The sequence below is a fragment of the Peribacillus sp. P4_C12 genome (genome assembly GCF_056402095.1).
This window is the reverse complement of record NZ_JBFUIB010000020.1, coordinates 18,564-35,767: the sequence shown is the minus strand read 5'-3', so window position 1 is coordinate 35,767 and position 17,204 is coordinate 18,564. Positions and strand designations below refer to the sequence as shown.

Genomic DNA, 17,204 nt, shown 5'->3' with positions numbered 1-17,204 from the left:
TACCAGGATTATTGGTCGGCTTATAATAATCTAGCACTTGCTTATTTTTACCTTGGTCAGGTAGATGAAGCTTTTGAAACGTTGGATGAGGTACTTGAAAAAAGTCCAGGAAACTTACATGCGCTTTGTAACCTGGTGGTTTTCCATCATTATCAACAAGATGAGGATAAGGTGGAAGAGCTTATACAAATGCTCGAAAAAATTCGGCCGATGTTATCTGAACATCGCTTCAAGCTTGGTGCGACTTTCGCGTTAATCGGGAACTATGCATCCGCATATAAATGGCTAAAAATATTGCAGAAACAAGGGTTTGAAGGAGATGGGACCTTCTACTATTGGCTTACCATATCGGCCTTCCATTTAGGACATGAACAGGCAGCTAGAAAAGCTTGGAAAAAGGTTGTAGAAATGAATCCGGAAAAAGAAGGCATGGAGCCTTGGGGAGATATGAATGCAACTTCTGATGGTTTTGAACATCATTTTCCTTCCATTATAAAACGGCTTGAAAGCGAATTTATTGAAGAAAGACTGTTTGCTATTTTCCTTTTGAAACATTCGGTTCATAAGCAAAAGCTATTGAAAAACCAGGTCCTCAACCTGAATCAGAACTTCACTGACTTGGAAAGGGATTATGCAGACCTGGTGCAAGCTCCTGCAAAAAATCGTCAACTGACACCCATTGATTTTGCCGATCGAACGGCTGAATTATTATATCAGCATTTTCAACCGATTCAATTAGATGAAGCTGGGCTCTATTTAATGTGGTTTTCTGTCTTCATAGAAGCGGTTAAATCAGAGCAAAAGCTTAATAATCCAGCAGGCTGGGCATCTGCAGTCGAATACGTGTGGAATCAGCTTAAAAATGAAAAGATGAGCAAGCAGGCAATAGCAGACAAACATTTCATATCGGTGTCGACCTTATCGAAGTATGTAAAATTGGTTCAAACGCTCCTAGAGTGAGCAGATATTTGGACGAAAAATTATTTGTTATATAGGATAATAGGTAGGGAACACTAACCTTAGTGAAGGTTCCATTTGTTATGGAATATGGAGGAGTGAGAACATGTCTGAAAAAATTTATGACGTTGTTATTATCGGAGCTGGTCCTGCTGGGATGACGGCTGCTGTCTATACATCACGTGCGAACCTTTCAACATTGATGTTAGAACGCGGAGTACCAGGCGGCCAAATGGCCAACACAGAGGAAGTTGAAAACTATCCAGGATTCGACACAATCCTCGGACCTGAACTTTCAACAAAAATGTTTGACCATGCCAAGAAATTTGGTGCGGAGTATGCCTATGGTGATGTTAAGGAAATCATCGACGGGGAAGAGTATAAAACAATTGTTGCCGGTTCTAAAGAATTTAAAGCTCGTTCGATCATTATCTCTTCAGGTGCCGAATACAAGAAAATCGGCGTTCCTGGCGAAAAAGAATTAGGCGGACGTGGTGTATCGTATTGTGCTGTTTGTGATGGAGCATTCTTCAAAGAAAAAGAACTGTTCGTTATCGGCGGAGGGGACTCTGCAGTTGAAGAGGGTGTGTACCTAACTCGTTTTGCTTCGAAAGTAACGATCGTTCACAGACGTGAAGAGCTTCGTGCACAGAAAATTCTTCAGGATCGTGCGTTTGCCAATGAAAAAATTAACTTCATCTGGAATCATACTTTGAAGCAAATTAATGAAGAAGGCGGTAAAGTTGGTGGTGTCACTCTTGTTTCCACAGTAAATGGAGAAGAGAAAGTAATGGACGCAGACGGTGTATTCATCTATATCGGAATGTTGCCACTAACTAAGCCATTTGAAAAATTAGGCATCTTGAATGCTACAGGCTACATCGAAACGAATGATCGGATGGAAACACGGGTCCCAGGTATTTTTGCTGCTGGAGATGTTCGTGAAAAAACTTTGCGCCAAATTGTTACAGCAACAGGTGATGGAAGTATTGCTGCTCAATCTGTTCAGCATTATGTGGAAGAACTTCAAGAAAAGTTGCAACCGAAGGCTTAAGTATAATAATTTATATACAAAAATTTACACATCGTAATTCTGTTTTAATTATGTTGTAACACCAGTGAAATAATGATTGGGTATAGTAAGAGTAGAAGTTGACCCCCTTTTATTATAAAACGTTGAGGACACAGATTAAGAATCTGTGTCCTATTTTTCGTTTCCTGCTTTAAGACTATATCTTCCCTACCATTTTCTAGGGAGAATCAATATGTTGTAATAGAAAGTAAGATAGCCATCTGCATTTAGGGAATGAAAGTGGAGAAGAATAGGAGGTAAGCTAGAGAAAAAATTCACTCGGTAATTCCACGAGATGAATATTCCCCCAATGCAGGAAGGTTACTTTATTGTTAGCTTATTTCAAAAATAGTATAATGATAAGATATACTAAACATATATCATTCATAAGGGTAAGATTTAAAATACAGCTTGTTTGAACTATAAGCATTTGTAAATCGCCAAATGGATGTCTAGCGGCGGTTTAAAGATATAAACTGAATCTCTGGAATGCAAGAGTGAAGGTTTCTATAGTCGAGCAGAGGCCAATTTGAGGTGAAGAACGTGCAACGTGTCACAAACTGTGTATTGATTAAGGATAATCAAATCTTATTATTAAAAAAACCAAGACGTGGATGGTGGGTCGCTCCTGGTGGCAAGATGGAGCCCGGAGAATCCATACGTGATGCCTGTATAAGAGAATTTCGAGAAGAAACAGGCGTTTATTTAAAAAACCCTACCATCAAAGGCATTTTCACCTTCATTATGAAGGATGGGGATAAGGTGTTGTCAGAATGGATGATGTTTACTTTCTTTGCTACGGACTCTGATGGTGTCAATGTAGATGTATGTGAAGAAGGGGAGCTTTTCTGGCACCCTATAGAAGATGTTAAAAAGCTGAAAATGGCTGAAGGGGATTTTCACATTCTGGACTATATGGTTCATGGAAGTGGAATTATTTACGGAACGTTTACCTATACACCTGAATTTAAGTTGCTTTCTTATCGACTAGATCCAGGTTAATATTTACGTATAAAAAAGATTGCTATACATGGGGGCGGAGAAAAATGAGTACAGGGCAGATGAATGAAACGCAATTGGTCATCATAACTGGAATGTCAGGAGCAGGAAAGACAGTGGCGGTTCAAAGTTTTGAAGACCTCGGCTTTTTTTGCGTCGATAATTTGCCGCCCACTTTATTGCCAAAGTTTTTGGAGTTAATGAAGGACTCTGGGAATAAGATGAATAAAGTAGCACTTGTTATGGATTTACGGGGGAGAGAATTTTTTGATTCCTTATTTCTTGCTTTGGACAAATTAACAGAAACATCATCGGTTTCACCAAGAATTCTTTTTCTTGAAGCTGATGATGATTCCTTGGTCCGTCGATATAAGGAAACGAGAAGGACCCATCCATTAGCTCCATTAGGCCGGCCATTAGAAGGTATTAAAATGGAACGGGAACTCTTGGATGAACTAAAGGGCAGGGCTCAGTTGATTTTTAATACTTCACAGCTGAAGCCACGTGAATTAAGGGAAAAAATTGCTTCAGAATTTTCAACGGATAAAAGTGTAGGATTTACAGTCAATGTCATGTCCTTTGGGTTCAAGCATGGTCTACCTATAGATGCAGACCTTGTGTTTGATGTACGCTTTCTACCGAATCCGTACTATATTGACCACATGAGGCCAAAGACGGGGTTGGAGGAAGAAGTATCTAGCTACGTTTTAAAATGGAGTGAGACACAAAAGTTTTTAGAAAAGGTAACAGATCTGCTTACCTTTATGCTTCCATATTATAAGCGTGAAGGGAAAGCGCAACTTGTTATTGCGATTGGGTGTACAGGAGGTCAGCACCGTTCTGTAGCATTGACCGAGTATATTTCGAACTACTTCCAAAAGGATTACAGGGTTCAGGTGTCTCATAGAGATATCGAAAAAAGTAAGGGGAAAGTAAAAGATGTTAAATAAAAAGAACCGGCCTAAAGTTGTGATCATTGGAGGGGGAACCGGCCTTCCGGTTTTATTAAGAGGATTAAAGAAGCATCCAGTGGATATAACAGCAATCGTTACGGTAGCTGATGATGGTGGAAGTTCAGGGCGCCTTCGTGAGGACATGGATATCCCCGCACCTGGTGATATTCGTAACGTTCTTGCTGCATTGTCAGATGTAGAGCCTCTTGTTGAGCAAATGTTTCAGCATCGCTTTCAGAGTAAAAATGAGTTGTCCGGGCATTCGTTGGGGAATCTGATTCTCGCTGCTATGACCTCATTAACGGGAGATTTTGTCCATGCAATCCAGGAAATGAGTAAATTCTTGAATGTCCGGGGTAAAGTACTGCCAGCTGCCAACCAAAGTGTGGTTCTCCAAGCGGAAATGGATGATGGATCGATTGTTACTGGAGAATCCAAAATCCCCTTTTCAGGAAAGAAAATAAAAAAAGTATTTCTGTCGCCCCAACATATAAAGCCGCTCAGTGAAACTCTCCAAGAAATCAAGCAGGCAGATCTTATCGTCATCGGTCCAGGAAGCTTATATACTAGCATTCTGCCTAATCTACTTGTTCCAGATCTTGGTGAAGAAGTAGGCCGCTCTAAGGCGAAGAAAGTGTACATTTGCAATTTAATGACACAAGCAGGCGAGACGCTGGATTATAGCGCAAGCGATCATATAAAAGCTATATATGATCATATGGGAAATGCATATATTGACAGGATACTTGTTAATAATGAGGAAATACCGTCTGAAATTCAGGAACGTTATAAAGCTGAATATGCCAAACCGGTTGTGTACGATGTGGAAAGTTTAAAAAGAATGGGTCTTGAAATCATACAAGAACGCATTTTTAGCTATGAAGGTAATGTAATACGCCATGACACTAAAAAAGTGGCAGATTTGCTTTATAATATGCTTGTAAATGAAACGAAAAGCCATATAGTTCCGTAGATATAAGTGGAGACTGCTTTTTGACTAATAAAAAGAGATTACCTGCGTTCGATTGGGGGTGAAATGGATGTCTTTTGCTTCAGAAACAAAAAAAGAGCTTACTACATTGGAAGGAAAGGATTGTTGCGGAAAAGCAGAATTGTGTGCACTTATCCGGATGAATGGATCCCTTTCATTTTCTAATCGGAAGCTTGTTGTGGATATTCAAACTGAAAATGCAGCGATTGCCAGACGGATTTACACGCTGTTGAAAAAAAGTTATGAGGTCCAGGTCGAGCTGCTGGTTCGTAAAAAGATGAAGCTTAAAAAGAATAATGTTTATATTGTCAGGATGTCATCTGGAGGGCAGCGGATTTTAACCGATTTAGAAATTTTAGGCGAAGGCTTTGAAATTCTCCATGCTATATCCGATACTATTGTTGGGAAAAAATGTTGTAAGCGTTCATATCTAAGAGGTGCATTTCTTGCGGGAGGTTCGGTCAATAATCCGGAAACGTCTTCCTATCATCTTGAGATTTACTCACTTTATAAAGAGCACAATGATGCGCTTTGTGAGCTAATGAATAAGTTTGGTTTAAAGGCTAAGACGCTAGAACGTAAAAAAGGGTATATCATTTATTTAAAAGAAGCCGAAAAAATTGCTGAGTTTTTAAGTATTGTGGGAGCTCATTCAGCTTTATTAAGGTTTGAGGATGTAAGAATTGTCCGTGATATGCGTAATTCCGTAAATCGCCTTGTGAATTGTGAAACAGCTAATTTGAACAAAACGATTGGGGCCTCATTGCGTCAGGTTGAAAATATCCATTACATTGAGGATACGGTAGGATTAAATATTTTACCAGATAAGCTTCGGGAAATTGCGGAGCTAAGGATAGCATTTCAGGATATAACCTTAAAGGAACTTGGAGAAATGGTATCAGGAGGAAACATCAGTAAGTCGGGGATTAATCATCGGTTGCGAAAAATTGATGAAATAGCTGATAGACTCCGTGGAGGAGAAGCTATTGCTGCGAAAAAATAAAGCTAACAGGGGAGATCAAGATGGTGGAAAAACAAGTAGAAGTACGACTAAAAACAGGTTTACAAGCACGACCGGCGGCTCTTTTTGTTCAAGAAGCTAACCGCTTTCATTCAGATGTTTTCCTTGAAAAAGAAGGAAAAAAAGTGAATGCAAAAAGTATTATGGGATTAATGAGTCTTGCCATTAGCTCTGGCGTGTCCGTCAAGCTTATTGTTGAAGGCCGTGATGAAAAAGAAGCAATAGAGGCATTAGAAGAATTCGTACAGCAAGAAGGATAAAATAAGAGGATGCCGACAAGCATCCTCTTAATGTTTTCACATAAAAGAAAAAGGACTCAAAAGTCGCTTTATGCTACTTTCGAGTCCTTTAGTTTTATTATTTGTCTTTTTTATCTTCAAGATTGCTACGAGTGATGACTTTGTCAATCAAGCCATATTCAAGAGCTCTTTCAGAGGTCATGAAGTTATCGCGTTCTGTATCTCTTTGAAGGACTTCTATAGGTTGTCCAGTACGTTCTGCTAGGATTTGGTTTAATTTGTCTTTCAAGTGAAGGATACGGCGGGCTGCAATTTCAATTTCGGTTGCTTGACCTTGAGCTCCTCCAAGTGGTTGGTGAATCATGACTTCACTGTTTGGCAGGGCATAACGTTTGCCTTTTTCACCAGCAGCCAATAGGAATGCGCCCATAGAAGCAGCCATACCAATACATACAGTTGATACATTTGGTTTAATATATTGCATTGTATCGTAGATAGCCATACCAGATGTGATGCTTCCACCTGGGCTGTTGATATATAAAGTAATATCTTTTTCAGGATTTTCTGCTTCTAAAAATAGTAATTGAGCAACAATAGAATTGGAAACATTGTCATCAATTGCGCTTCCAAGCATAATGATCCGGTCTTTTAATAAACGGGAATAAATATCGTAGGCACGCTCCCCACGACTTGTTTGTTCGATAACTGTAGGAATTAAATTCATGTTCATTTCCTCCTTCGATTAAGAGAATCATTTAAATTCTTTATGTATGTATGATACACTTTTTGGTCAATTTAGGTCAAACAAAACAAACCCTATAATTGATAATTTGTTCGACAATTTTCTAGCTAAGTCTCCTTCCTAATTAAATTTATTTATAATTATGCCGCACAGGGATGAATTTCCACATTACCCATAATACCCAAAAGCCGAAGATTTAAACCTGATAACCCTTGCAAAGGAAGGCATTCTATCATATAATAAAGTCTGTCGAAAAAAATAGTAACTGAACTTCTATTTCGCCCTCGTAGTGCAACGGATAGAACGCAAGCCTCCGAAGCTTGAAATGCAGGTTCGATTCCTGCCGAGGGCATTACCAATCTCTTGCTTAATTAAGTGGGGGATTTTTTATTTGTCATTTTTAAGTGAAGGCATCCGATGGATCCAAGCGATTTTTGATGAATTTAATCGATTTCCGTAAATTTCCATCGAATCATGTAATGTCATCCTCTTTTGGAAAATATTAGTCATAAACCTTGGAAAATGTTGATTTCTCAATAAAAATAGTTGTGAAAATCGCATTCCTGACATATAGTATTTAAAACAAACACACTATTCAGAAAAAAACGTAAGCGTTTTCATGGGTTTTTGTGTAGAATTTTCTCCTGATAATGTAAAATGGAATGGGGGAGGGATGAATCGATGAGTATGAATATGAAAGCAGGACTTTTTCAACAGCAAACATTAAAAATGGCAATGACCCAGGAGTTGATGCAAGCTATTACATTGTTGCAGTACTCCGCACAAGAGCTTTCCGCTTTTTTAGAAAATAAAATGGTGGAAAATCCATTACTGTCCCTAGATCAGCCAACATCTGCTTTGTTTCAACCAACCCTTGACCGGAAAAAGGGTAAACGAACTCTTAAAAATACGTATGATGCCAATTATTGGATTGAACAAATCAGTGAAGATACCCTTTCACTTGAACAGCATGTCATGTCGCAAGTGAATCACCAGCAACTTTCTGGTGAGCAGCAGAAGGCAATGTTGCTCTTAATTCATAACCTTGATGAAAACGGTTACTTGCGAATCCAGCTGGAAGATATATGTGTTCCGGGGATATCTTCAGTCGTTTTAGAAGAGAGCCTACGACTTTTACAGCAACTCGAACCGCATGGGCTTGCAGCGAGGAATCTTCAAGAATGTCTTTTACTTCAGGTAAAAGCAGAAGGTGTGAATCTGCTGGCAGAATCGATCATAGAAAACCATTTCCTCGATTTTGCTGAAAAGCGGTGGAAAGACTTAAGTAAAAAAATTGGCGTTACAATGAAGGAGATTCAAGAAGTTTTTGATTATGTCCAGACATTGAATCCGCGTCCTGCTTCACTCTTTTTTCAGGAAAAACCATCCTATATTGTGCCGGATGTAGTCGTGGAAGTTCGTGACGGAATCCTGCTTGTCGGGAATTATGATGGTAACACACCCAATCTTAATGTGGATAAAGGGTATTTAAACAGAATGAAGAGTCATAAGGACCAGGGAGTGCAACGTTTTATCCAGGATAAGTGGCAAGAATACCAATGGATCTCAAGAGGGATTCAACAGAGAAAAGAGACTATATTGAAGGTTATTCAGTGTATAGTCGAAAAACAGCCAGCGTGCTTTCATCACGGTTTAAATTATTTAAAGCCGATGACCATGAAAGAAATCGCCGACGAGCTTGGCATACATGAGTCCACAGTAAGCCGGGCTGTTAAAGGGAAATACGTGCAGACACCATTTGGTACGATAGAGATGCGGATATTTTTCACTACTTCTTTACAATCTGTCGGCCTTGATGAAGATATGTCGGGCATGCAAGCAAAAAAAAGCCTCCAGGCAGCGATCGATAGTGAAAATAAACAAAAGCCGCTTTCGGACCAGGACTTGGCTGAACGATTAAAAGAGGAGAATGGAATTATTCTGGCACGTCGAACTGTCGCCAAATACCGCGAACAATTAGGGATTCCTTCTTCATCTAAACGAAAAAGATATGATTGAAAAGGATGAGTGATTTGGAATCAAATGTGTTTGTTTTATACAGCAGGGAAAAATGTCCATTATGTGAAAAGGCCAAACAGGTTCTTGAAGAGATTAAATTTGAATCAGGTATAGTATATACGGAAATTGATATCTATTCAGATGATGCTTTACTTGAAAAGTTCGGGCTTATGATTCCTGTTATAGAATGGAAAGGTAATATAATTCAATTCGGAAATGTTGATAAATCAGCTTTAAATAGGCTTGTGGAAAAATAATTTTTCAAATCATTTGAAGAAACATTCCGTTCCTGCTAGAATAAAATATGTAGCAGGAATATTTTTTTGTTTTAAGTGGGACATTAAATGACTATACGGGACATAAAGTGTCCAACTTTAACTTTTAGGAGTTTTAAACATGCGTACATTACTCGAGGTACAAAGAAAATTATTACCTGATTTCCTTATGGTTATGCAAAAAAGATATGATATCCTGCGTTATATCAAAATGATGCAGCCAGTTGGAAGGCGAAGTCTGGCAGTTAGCCTTAATTTGACGGAGCGAACGCTAAGAGGTGAGGTTGATTTTCTGAAAAGTCAGAACCTGATAAATATATTCAGTTCTGGAATGACTCTCACTGATGAAGGGATGGAGATCCTGGATAAGTTAGAAGGAATAATGCGTGAAGTAATGGGTATTGACATAATGGAACGGAAGTTGCAGGACATATTACAAGTTGATGAAGTCATCATAGTCTCTGGTAATTGTGATGAAATTCCATGGGTGAAAAAAGAATTGGGCAAAGCGTGTGCAAACCGTATGAAACAAGAGTGGGAATCAAAGAATACCATTGCTGTTACAGGTGGATCAACAATGGCCGAAGTAGCTAATTCTTTGTCACCTGATGAAGCGTCAAGGAAATTGACATTTGTCCCTGCTCGCGGTGGAATTGGTGAAGCTGTACAGAATCAAGCTAATACCATTGTAGAGAAAATGGCACATAGGACGCATGCCTCGTACCGAGTGTTATATGTACCTGATCAATTAAGCGGTGAGGTATATGCTTCCTTTATGAAAGAACCTGCAATTAAAGAAGTTATTTCCCAAATCAAGTCAGCCGATATGATTATCCATGGAATTGGTGATGCTTTGGCAATGGCTAAAAGAAGAAATTCTACACCAGAAATGTTAAAGAAGCTGATTGATGGAAATGCTGTAGGAGAAGCATTCGGTTATTATTACGATGAAAACGGAAAAGTTGTCCATAAAGTTTTGACTGTCGGCATTCAATTAGATGATCTTAGCCCTGAAAAGCGAGTGATTACTGTAGCAGGTGGGAAAACTAAAGCAAAAGCAATCCGTTCATATATGAAAGGCGCACCTTCATCGACGGTTTTAATCACCGATGAAGCGGCAGCACAAGAGTTAATACAGGGGAATTATACCCCTTAATATATTTGCGAACTTAAAAGGAGGAATTTTTCATGGCAGTAAAAGTTGGAATTAATGGTTTTGGACGTATTGGACGTAATGTATTTCGGGCAGCATTGAGTAATCCTGAGGTAGATATTGTAGCTATTAACGACTTAACAGATGCTAATATGTTAGCGCACCTTCTGCAATATGATTCAATTCATGGCTCTCTTAATGAAAAAGTAACAGTGGATGGGGATTACTTAGTTGTTGATGGTCATAAGGTTAAAGTATTGGCTGAACGTGATCCTGCACAGTTAGCATGGGGAGAACTAGGAGTAGAAGTAGTTGTAGAATCTACAGGACGTTTTACAAAACGTTCCGATGCTGCTAAACATTTAGAAGCTGGCGCGAAAAAAGTTATTATTTCAGCTCCTGCATCTGATGAAGATATCACGATCGTTATGGGTGTAAACGAAGACAAATATGATGCAGAAAACCACCACGTTATTTCAAATGCTTCTTGTACGACAAACTGTTTAGCTCCATTTGCTAAAGTACTTCATGAACAATTCGGAATTAAACGCGGTATGATGACTACAGTTCACTCTTATACAAATGATCAGCAAATCCTTGATTTGCCTCATAAAGATTATCGTCGAGCACGTGCAGCGGCTGAAAATATCATTCCTACAACAACTGGGGCAGCAAAAGCTGTTGCACTTGTTCTTCCTGAACTTAAAGGGAAATTGAATGGTATGGCAATGCGTGTACCTACTCCAAACGTATCTGTAGTCGACCTTGTTGCAGAGCTTGAAAAAGATGTAACAGCTGAAGAAGTTAATGCAGCATTTAAAAAAGCATCAGAAGGAGAACTAAAAGGAATTCTTGATTACAGCGAACTTCCTCTAGTATCAGGTGACTATAACGGTAACGCATCATCTTCTACAATTGATGCTCTTTCCACGATGGTAATGGAAGGAAACATGGTAAAAGTATTATCTTGGTATGATAATGAAACAGGATATTCTAGCCGTGTTGTAGATTTAATCGACTATTTGGCTAAAAAAGGATTGTAATTAGAATATTAAAAAAAACCTCACCAAGGTGAGGTTTTTTTAATAACACCTCTAAAAAAACTTGGCAGAAGATGATATTATTAGTAAGTCATTAAACAGTCAAGCGTTTACATTTCTTGTTTTTGGATAATTTCCTGGAAACCGACTATAATGAAAAAGAGAAAAGGGGAGTTGGGATATTTACCCTCTCCCTTTTTGACTAAAAGAATCAAAAATATGATAACAATATCTAAGGGGGTTCTTGGATTATGAATAAAAAGTCGATTAGAGATATTGAATTAAAGGGGAAACGCGTATTTTGCCGTGTTGATTTCAACGTTCCGATGCAGGACGGAATGATTTCGGATGATACGAGAATAAAAGCTGCACTGCCGACGATTTCCTATCTGACAGAACAAGGTGCTAAAGTTATTTTAGCCAGCCACCTTGGTCGTCCAAAGGGACAAGTTGTTGAAGAATTGCGCTTAGCTCCTGTTGCGGAGAGACTAAGTGAACTTAGTGGCAAAGATGTACAAAAGGCTGAAGAAGCTTACGGGGAGTCAGTTCAATCAATCATTGATAACATGGGAAATGGCGAGATTCTATTATTGGAAAACGTTCGTTTCTATCCTGGTGAGGAGAAGAACGATCCTGAATTAGCGAAGTCATTTGCTGCATTGGCTGATGTTTATGTAAATGATGCATTCGGAGCTGCGCACCGTGCACATGCTTCAACGGAAGGGATAGCCCATCATCTTCCTGCTGTTGCTGGATTGTTAATGGAAAAAGAGCTTGCGGTATTAGGAAAAGCTCTATCCAATCCAGAACGTCCTTTTACAGCTATAATTGGGGGAGCAAAGGTAAAGGATAAAATAGGTGTTATCGAGAACCTGTTGGAAAATGTCGATCACTTGATTATTGGTGGTGGATTAGGTTATACATTTATTAAAGCACAAGGTCATGAAATCGGTAATTCTTTATTAGAAGAAGACAAAATCGAGCTGGCTAAATCTTTCATTGAGAGTGCGAAAGAAAAAGGCGTACAACTGCATTTGCCGATTGATGCTGTTGTAGCAGCAGAATTTTCACCTGATGCAGAAGCCCAGAATGTCGATATTGATGCTATCCCAAATGATAAAATGGCGCTTGATATTGGACCTAAAACAAGTGAATTATTTGCAGATGTAATCAAGGGCTCTAAGTTAGTAATTTGGAATGGACCAATGGGTGTATTTGAATTCGATAAATTTGCGAATGGAACGAGAACTGTTGCTGAAGCATTGGCGGAAGCAAAAGATACTTACAGCATTGTAGGCGGCGGGGATTCTGCTGCAGCTGCTGAAAAGTTTGGCTTAGCAGAAAAGATGTCCCATATATCAACTGGTGGCGGTGCTTCTCTGGAGTTTATGGAAGGCAAAGAGCTTCCTGGCGTAGTAGCCTTGAACGATAAATAAGAGTGAACCGTTAATAATATCAACTTTAGAAGGGATGAGAAACCAAATGCGAAAACCGATTATTGCAGGAAACTGGAAAATGAATAAAACACTATCTGAAGCGACTGCCTTTTTAGAAGAAGTGAGCAATTTGATTCCGAAGCAAGATTTAATCGATTCAGTTGTATGTGCTCCAGCTTTATTTTTGGATCAACTTGTTCAAGCAGCAAAAGGAACCGATGTGAAAATCGGCGCGCAAAACATGCACTTTGAAGAAAATGGTGCCTTCACAGGAGAAATCAGTCCAATTGCTTTGGCTGATCTTGGTGTATCATATGTCATTCTTGGTCATTCTGAACGCCGGGAAATGTTCAATGAAACGGATGAAGCCGTAAATAAAAAAGCTCATGCTGCTTTTGCAAATCAGTTAACGCCTATCATTTGTTGTGGTGAAACACTTGAGCAGAGGGAAGCTGGAGAAACGAATGATTTCGTTGGTAGCCAGATTGAAAAAGGCCTTGCGGGGCTATCTGATGACCAATTGAAACAAGCCGTTATTGCTTATGAGCCGATTTGGGCGATTGGAACAGGGAAATCTTCATCTGCTCAGGATGCAAATGAAGTTTGTGCACATATCCGCTCAGTTGTTGCTGATAAGTTTTCTAACGAAGCAGCGGCAGCCATTCGCATTCAGTACGGCGGCAGTGTGAAGCCTGAGAATATCAAAGAGTACATGGCACAGCCTGATATTGACGGTGCATTGGTAGGCGGGGCAAGCTTGAAAACCGATTCCTTTTTACAATTGCTGGAGGCTGGTCACTATGAGTAAGTCGCCAGTGGCACTTATCATCTTAGACGGTTTTGGCTGCCGCAATGAAGAAGAAGGAAATGCTGTTTTTCATGCAAAAAAACCGAACTTTGATCGTTATTGGGACCAGTATCCGCATTCCCATTTAACTGCAAGCGGGGAAGCTGTCGGCTTGCCTGCTGGTCAAATGGGGAACTCTGAAGTGGGTCACTTGAATATAGGGGCCGGACGGATCGTTTATCAAAGTCTGACCCGTGTGAACCTAGCAATTCGTGAAGGAGAGTTTGCAGAAAACCAAACTTTGCTTGATGCCATGAACCATACCAAGAAAAAAGGTACAGACCTTCATCTGTTTGGTCTCCTTTCAGATGGCGGTGTGCACAGTCATATTGAACATATGTATGCCCTGCTGAAATTGGCGGCTAAAGAAGGAGTTAAAAACGTATATGTTCATGCATTTTTAGATGGACGGGATGTTGGACCGAAAACGGCACAAGGTTATATTAAGGATGCGGAAGCGAAAATGAAGGAAATTGGTGTTGGTCAGTTCGCGACCATATCCGGACGATATTATTCCATGGACCGTGATAAACGCTGGGAGCGTGTGGAAAAATCCTATCGTTCAATGGTGTACGGTGATGGACCTGCTTACCCTTCTGCGATGGAATGTGTAGAAGACTCTTACGAACATGGTATTTTTGATGAGTTCGTGATACCTTCAGTCATTACAGCGGAAGATGGGAAACCGGTAGCGACCATAAAAGATGATGATGCGGTTATTTTTTATAACTTCCGTCCAGACCGGGCAATTCAGATTTCAAATACGTTTACGAATAAGGATTTTCGATCATTTGACCGTGGTCCAGGTCATCCGAATAATCTGCATTTTGTCTGCTTGACACATTTTTCAGAAACTGTTGACGGATATGTTGCTTTTAAGCCAACAAATCTTGATAATACATTAGGAGAAGTACTTTCTCAAAATCAACTAACCCAGCTTCGCATTGCTGAAACTGAAAAGTATCCTCATGTGACATTTTTCATGAGCGGCGGACGTGAAGAGAAGTTTCCTGGAGAAGAGAGAATTTTAATTAATTCTCCGAAAGTTGCTACATATGATTTAAAGCCAGAAATGAGTGCCTATGAAGTCACGGATGCGTTGTTGGAACAAATTGAGGCGGACCGGTTTGATGCTATTCTCTTGAATTTTGCCAACCCGGATATGGTCGGCCATTCAGGGATGCTGGAGCCGACTATTAAAGCGATTGAAACCGTGGATGAATGCCTAGGTAAAATTGTCGATCTAATCGTCTCAAAAGGCGGAACAGTAATCATAACCGCTGACCATGGGAATGCTGATGAAGTTGTAACGCTTGAAGGCGACCCCATGACAGCCCATACAACAAATCCTGTGCCTGTCATTATCACTAAAAATCAGGTAACATTAAGAACAGGTGGTATCCTAGGTGATTTAGCTCCAACGATGCTTGATTTGCTTGGAGTCGAAAAACCTGTTGAAATGACAGGGAAATCCCTATTATCTAAATAAAATTGTGAATTGGAAAAGGAGAGATTTATAATGCCGTACATCGAACATGTATATGCACGCGAAGTGCTAGATTCTCGTGGTAATCCAACAGTAGAAGTAGAAATCCAAACAGAGTCCGGATACTTCGGACGAGCAATTGTACCATCAGGTGCTTCCACAGGAGAACACGAAGCAGTTGAGCTTCGTGACGGAGATAAATCTCGTTACCTGGGTAAAGGGGTACAAAAAGCAGTTGATAATGTAAATGAGATCATTGCTGAAGCTGTTATCGGTTTGGATGTAACAAACCAAGCAGGCCTCGACCTTACCATGATTGAACTGGATGGTACAGAAAACAAAGGAAACTTGGGAGCAAATGCAATCCTTGGTGTATCAATGGCTGCTGCCCACGCTGCTGCGGAATTTTCCGGTTTACCATTGTATCGTTACCTTGGAGGGTTCAATGCGAAACAACTTCCAACTCCAATGATGAACATCATTAACGGTGGATCACATGCCGATAACAATGTCGACTTCCAGGAATTTATGATTCTTCCTGTCGGCGCTCCTAGCTTCAAAGAAGCAGTTCGTATGGGTGCTGAAGTATTCCATGCCTTAAAATCTGTTCTTTCTGCTAAAGGCCTGAACACGGCTGTTGGTGATGAAGGAGGATTTGCGCCAAACCTTGGTTCAAACCGTGAAGCGTTACAAGTCATTATCGAGGCAATTGAAAAAGCAGGCTACAAAGCAGGCGAAGATATCTACCTTGGTATGGACGTAGCTTCATCTGAATTCTATAACAAAGAAACAGGCAAATACGATCTTGCAGGCGAAGGCCGCAATGGAGTAACATCCGAAGAAATGGTTGCTTTCTATGAAGAGCTAGTGAATGAATTCCCGATTCTTTCTATTGAAGACGGCTTGGATGAAAATGACTGGGATGGACACAAACTTTTAACTGAACGCATAGGTTCAAAAGTTCAATTAGTGGGTGACGATTTATTTGTAACCAACACGAAAAAATTGGCTGAAGGCATCGAAAAAGGCATCGGCAACTCCATCCTGATCAAAGTGAACCAAATTGGTACACTAACTGAAACGTTTGATGCGATCGAAATGGCAAAACGCGCTGGTTACACTGCAGTCGTTTCCCACCGTTCAGGTGAAACAGAAGATGCTACAATCGCTGACATCGCTGTTGCAACAAACGCAGGGCAAATCAAAACGGGATCTATGTCTCGTACAGACCGTATCGCTAAATACAACCAACTTCTTCGCATCGAAGACCAGCTTGGTGACTTGGCTGTATATGGTGGCTTGAAATCTTTCTATAACTTGAAGAAGTAATTATTTTGAAGTCCGCTTCTGACGAGAAGCAGATTTGATTAGTACAGATTAATGCTTTTGACCTTCTATTTAAATGTGGTAATCCACATTTAAATAGGAGGTTTTTTATTTATAAAGGATTTTTGAAGGAGTTCATGATAGAAATAAATAACTGGAAAGAATATTATCTAGTGGAAAAAGAATTTGGTGACACATTAATATATGTTTCTATTAAAGATATTAAACCTGATGAAGTTATTAAATACATTATGACGTTGTTAAATGGAAAAAGAGACGCGTATATAGGTTTTTATAATGATGATTAATTAATAAAGTAGGAGATGAAAATCTTCTTCTTTTTTATTTCAGTTGACATTAATAGATTTGGCAAAGGGAACTAGGTGGATTTCATGAAATCACATGCAATCGACCAACTTCTTCGCATTGAAGACAGCTTAGTGATCCTGCGGCTTGAAATCTTTCTATAACTTGTAGAAGTAATCTTCTAAAAAAGGCTGACTCTAAAATTCGTTGAAAGACGATAATACTGAGCCAGCTTTTTAATGAAAACCTTAATAACATTGGGTTCAAGCCTGATAAATAGATTTAATCAAACGTTTGATTAAATCGAATTCATCCAAAAAAAAGGTGCCGCATCTGGGCACC

General features: G+C 39.6%; 17 protein-coding genes and 1 tRNA gene. 17 read left to right on the top strand and 1 reads right to left on the bottom strand.

Annotated elements, in window-relative coordinates; all coding sequences use genetic code 11:
• The 7 genes from AC1DUW_RS06535 to AC1DUW_RS06505 all read left to right on the top strand — a co-directional run.
• A partial coding sequence (locus tag AC1DUW_RS06535; protein WP_477642225.1) for a tetratricopeptide repeat protein occupies window positions 1-960 on the top strand: 960 nt, incomplete at its 5' end.
• A 103-nt stretch (window positions 961-1,063) separates the two neighbouring features.
• Complete coding sequence (gene trxB, locus AC1DUW_RS06530) at window positions 1,064-2,011, top strand: thioredoxin-disulfide reductase (RefSeq protein WP_098177238.1); 948 nt, start codon at window positions 1,064-1,066, stop codon at window positions 2,009-2,011.
• Window positions 2,012-2,572: 561 nt separating this feature from the next.
• Complete coding sequence (locus AC1DUW_RS06525; RefSeq protein ID WP_053348608.1) at window positions 2,573-3,031, top strand: 8-oxo-dGTP diphosphatase; 459 nt, start codon at window positions 2,573-2,575, stop codon at window positions 3,029-3,031.
• 44 nt (window positions 3,032-3,075) lie between these two features.
• Window positions 3,076-3,978 carry an RNase adapter RapZ gene (gene rapZ, locus AC1DUW_RS06520; RefSeq protein ID WP_053348609.1) on the top strand — a complete coding sequence of 301 codons (903 nt, stop codon included), beginning with the start codon at window positions 3,076-3,078 and terminating at the stop codon, window positions 3,976-3,978.
• Complete coding sequence (locus AC1DUW_RS06515; RefSeq protein ID WP_053348610.1) at window positions 3,968-4,954, top strand: gluconeogenesis factor YvcK family protein; 987 nt, start codon at window positions 3,968-3,970, stop codon at window positions 4,952-4,954. Before rapZ ends, AC1DUW_RS06515 begins: the two co-directional genes overlap by 11 nt.
• Window positions 4,955-5,021: 67 nt before the next feature.
• Complete coding sequence (gene whiA, locus AC1DUW_RS06510; protein ID WP_053348611.1) at window positions 5,022-5,975, top strand: DNA-binding protein WhiA; 954 nt, start codon at window positions 5,022-5,024, stop codon at window positions 5,973-5,975.
• Between the two features lie 20 nt (window positions 5,976-5,995).
• Window positions 5,996-6,253, top strand: a complete 258-nt coding sequence (locus tag AC1DUW_RS06505; RefSeq protein ID WP_053348612.1) for an HPr family phosphocarrier protein — start codon at window positions 5,996-5,998, stop codon at window positions 6,251-6,253.
• Between the two features lie 97 nt (window positions 6,254-6,350).
• On the opposite strand, the gene clpP is transcribed toward AC1DUW_RS06505, so the two are convergent.
• Window positions 6,351-6,956: an ATP-dependent Clp endopeptidase proteolytic subunit ClpP gene (gene clpP, locus AC1DUW_RS06500; RefSeq protein ID WP_053348613.1), complete on the bottom strand. Its 606-nt coding sequence runs from the start codon at window positions 6,954-6,956 to the stop codon at window positions 6,351-6,353.
• A gap of 298 nt (window positions 6,957-7,254) precedes the next feature.
• Here clpP and AC1DUW_RS06495 point away from each other — a divergent pair.
• From AC1DUW_RS06495 to AC1DUW_RS06450, 10 genes are all read left to right on the top strand, one after another.
• Window positions 7,255-7,326, top strand: a tRNA-Arg gene (locus AC1DUW_RS06495).
• 329 nt (window positions 7,327-7,655) lie between these two features.
• A complete protein-coding gene (gene rpoN, locus AC1DUW_RS06490; protein ID WP_236695036.1) occupies window positions 7,656-8,993 on the top strand; it encodes an RNA polymerase factor sigma-54 in 1,338 nt (445 codons plus the stop codon).
• A 14-nt stretch (window positions 8,994-9,007) separates the two neighbouring features.
• Window positions 9,008-9,250 carry a glutaredoxin family protein gene (locus tag AC1DUW_RS06485; RefSeq protein ID WP_236695037.1) on the top strand — a complete coding sequence of 81 codons (243 nt, stop codon included), beginning with the start codon at window positions 9,008-9,010 and terminating at the stop codon, window positions 9,248-9,250.
• A 139-nt stretch (window positions 9,251-9,389) separates the two neighbouring features.
• Window positions 9,390-10,424 carry a sugar-binding transcriptional regulator gene (locus AC1DUW_RS06480; RefSeq protein ID WP_053348614.1) on the top strand — a complete coding sequence of 345 codons (1,035 nt, stop codon included), beginning with the start codon at window positions 9,390-9,392 and terminating at the stop codon, window positions 10,422-10,424.
• Window positions 10,425-10,456: 32 nt separating this feature from the next.
• A complete protein-coding gene (gap, locus tag AC1DUW_RS06475; RefSeq protein WP_053348615.1) occupies window positions 10,457-11,464 on the top strand; it encodes a type I glyceraldehyde-3-phosphate dehydrogenase in 1,008 nt (335 codons plus the stop codon).
• A gap of 248 nt (window positions 11,465-11,712) precedes the next feature.
• Entirely contained in the window at window positions 11,713-12,897 is a 1,185-nt protein-coding gene (locus AC1DUW_RS06470; RefSeq protein WP_477642224.1) for a phosphoglycerate kinase, read from the top strand.
• Window positions 12,898-12,943: 46 nt separating this feature from the next.
• Window positions 12,944-13,705 carry a triose-phosphate isomerase gene (tpiA, locus tag AC1DUW_RS06465; protein WP_053348617.1) on the top strand — a complete coding sequence of 254 codons (762 nt, stop codon included), beginning with the start codon at window positions 12,944-12,946 and terminating at the stop codon, window positions 13,703-13,705.
• Window positions 13,698-15,233: a 2,3-bisphosphoglycerate-independent phosphoglycerate mutase gene (gpmI, locus tag AC1DUW_RS06460; RefSeq protein WP_252432674.1), complete on the top strand. Its 1,536-nt coding sequence runs from the start codon at window positions 13,698-13,700 to the stop codon at window positions 15,231-15,233. The genes tpiA and gpmI overlap by 8 nt, the downstream gene beginning before the upstream one ends.
• Before the next feature lie 30 nt (window positions 15,234-15,263).
• Window positions 15,264-16,559, top strand: coding sequence for a phosphopyruvate hydratase (eno, locus tag AC1DUW_RS06455; protein ID WP_053348619.1), 1,296 nt, complete (start codon window positions 15,264-15,266; stop codon window positions 16,557-16,559).
• Between the two features lie 134 nt (window positions 16,560-16,693).
• Window positions 16,694-16,864 carry a hypothetical protein gene (locus tag AC1DUW_RS06450; RefSeq protein ID WP_477642223.1) on the top strand — a complete coding sequence of 57 codons (171 nt, stop codon included), beginning with the start codon at window positions 16,694-16,696 and terminating at the stop codon, window positions 16,862-16,864.
• The last annotated feature ends 340 nt before the right edge of the window (window positions 16,865-17,204 follow it).

What these genes read in the sequence shown, in the direction of transcription:
- AC1DUW_RS06450 (WP_477642223.1), top strand. Translation starts at nt 16,694, where the DNA reads ATGATAGAAATAAATAACTGGAAAGAATATTATCTAGTGGAAAAAGAA.
- clpP (WP_053348613.1), bottom strand. Translation starts at nt 6,956, where the DNA reads ATGAATTTAATTCCTACAGTTATCGAACAAACAAGTCGTGGGGAGCGT.
- AC1DUW_RS06515 (WP_053348610.1), top strand. Translation starts at nt 3,968, where the DNA reads ATGTTAAATAAAAAGAACCGGCCTAAAGTTGTGATCATTGGAGGGGGA.
- gpmI (WP_252432674.1), top strand. Translation starts at nt 13,698, where the DNA reads ATGAGTAAGTCGCCAGTGGCACTTATCATCTTAGACGGTTTTGGCTGC.
- whiA (WP_053348611.1), top strand. Translation starts at nt 5,022, where the DNA reads ATGTCTTTTGCTTCAGAAACAAAAAAAGAGCTTACTACATTGGAAGGA.
- rapZ (WP_053348609.1), top strand. Translation starts at nt 3,076, where the DNA reads ATGAGTACAGGGCAGATGAATGAAACGCAATTGGTCATCATAACTGGA.
- eno (WP_053348619.1), top strand. Translation starts at nt 15,264, where the DNA reads ATGCCGTACATCGAACATGTATATGCACGCGAAGTGCTAGATTCTCGT.
- trxB (WP_098177238.1), top strand. Translation starts at nt 1,064, where the DNA reads ATGTCTGAAAAAATTTATGACGTTGTTATTATCGGAGCTGGTCCTGCT.
- AC1DUW_RS06480 (WP_053348614.1), top strand. Translation starts at nt 9,390, where the DNA reads ATGCGTACATTACTCGAGGTACAAAGAAAATTATTACCTGATTTCCTT.
- tpiA (WP_053348617.1), top strand. Translation starts at nt 12,944, where the DNA reads ATGCGAAAACCGATTATTGCAGGAAACTGGAAAATGAATAAAACACTA.
- gap (WP_053348615.1), top strand. Translation starts at nt 10,457, where the DNA reads ATGGCAGTAAAAGTTGGAATTAATGGTTTTGGACGTATTGGACGTAAT.
- AC1DUW_RS06470 (WP_477642224.1), top strand. Translation starts at nt 11,713, where the DNA reads ATGAATAAAAAGTCGATTAGAGATATTGAATTAAAGGGGAAACGCGTA.
- rpoN (WP_236695036.1), top strand. Translation starts at nt 7,656, where the DNA reads ATGAGTATGAATATGAAAGCAGGACTTTTTCAACAGCAAACATTAAAA.
- AC1DUW_RS06505 (WP_053348612.1), top strand. Translation starts at nt 5,996, where the DNA reads ATGGTGGAAAAACAAGTAGAAGTACGACTAAAAACAGGTTTACAAGCA.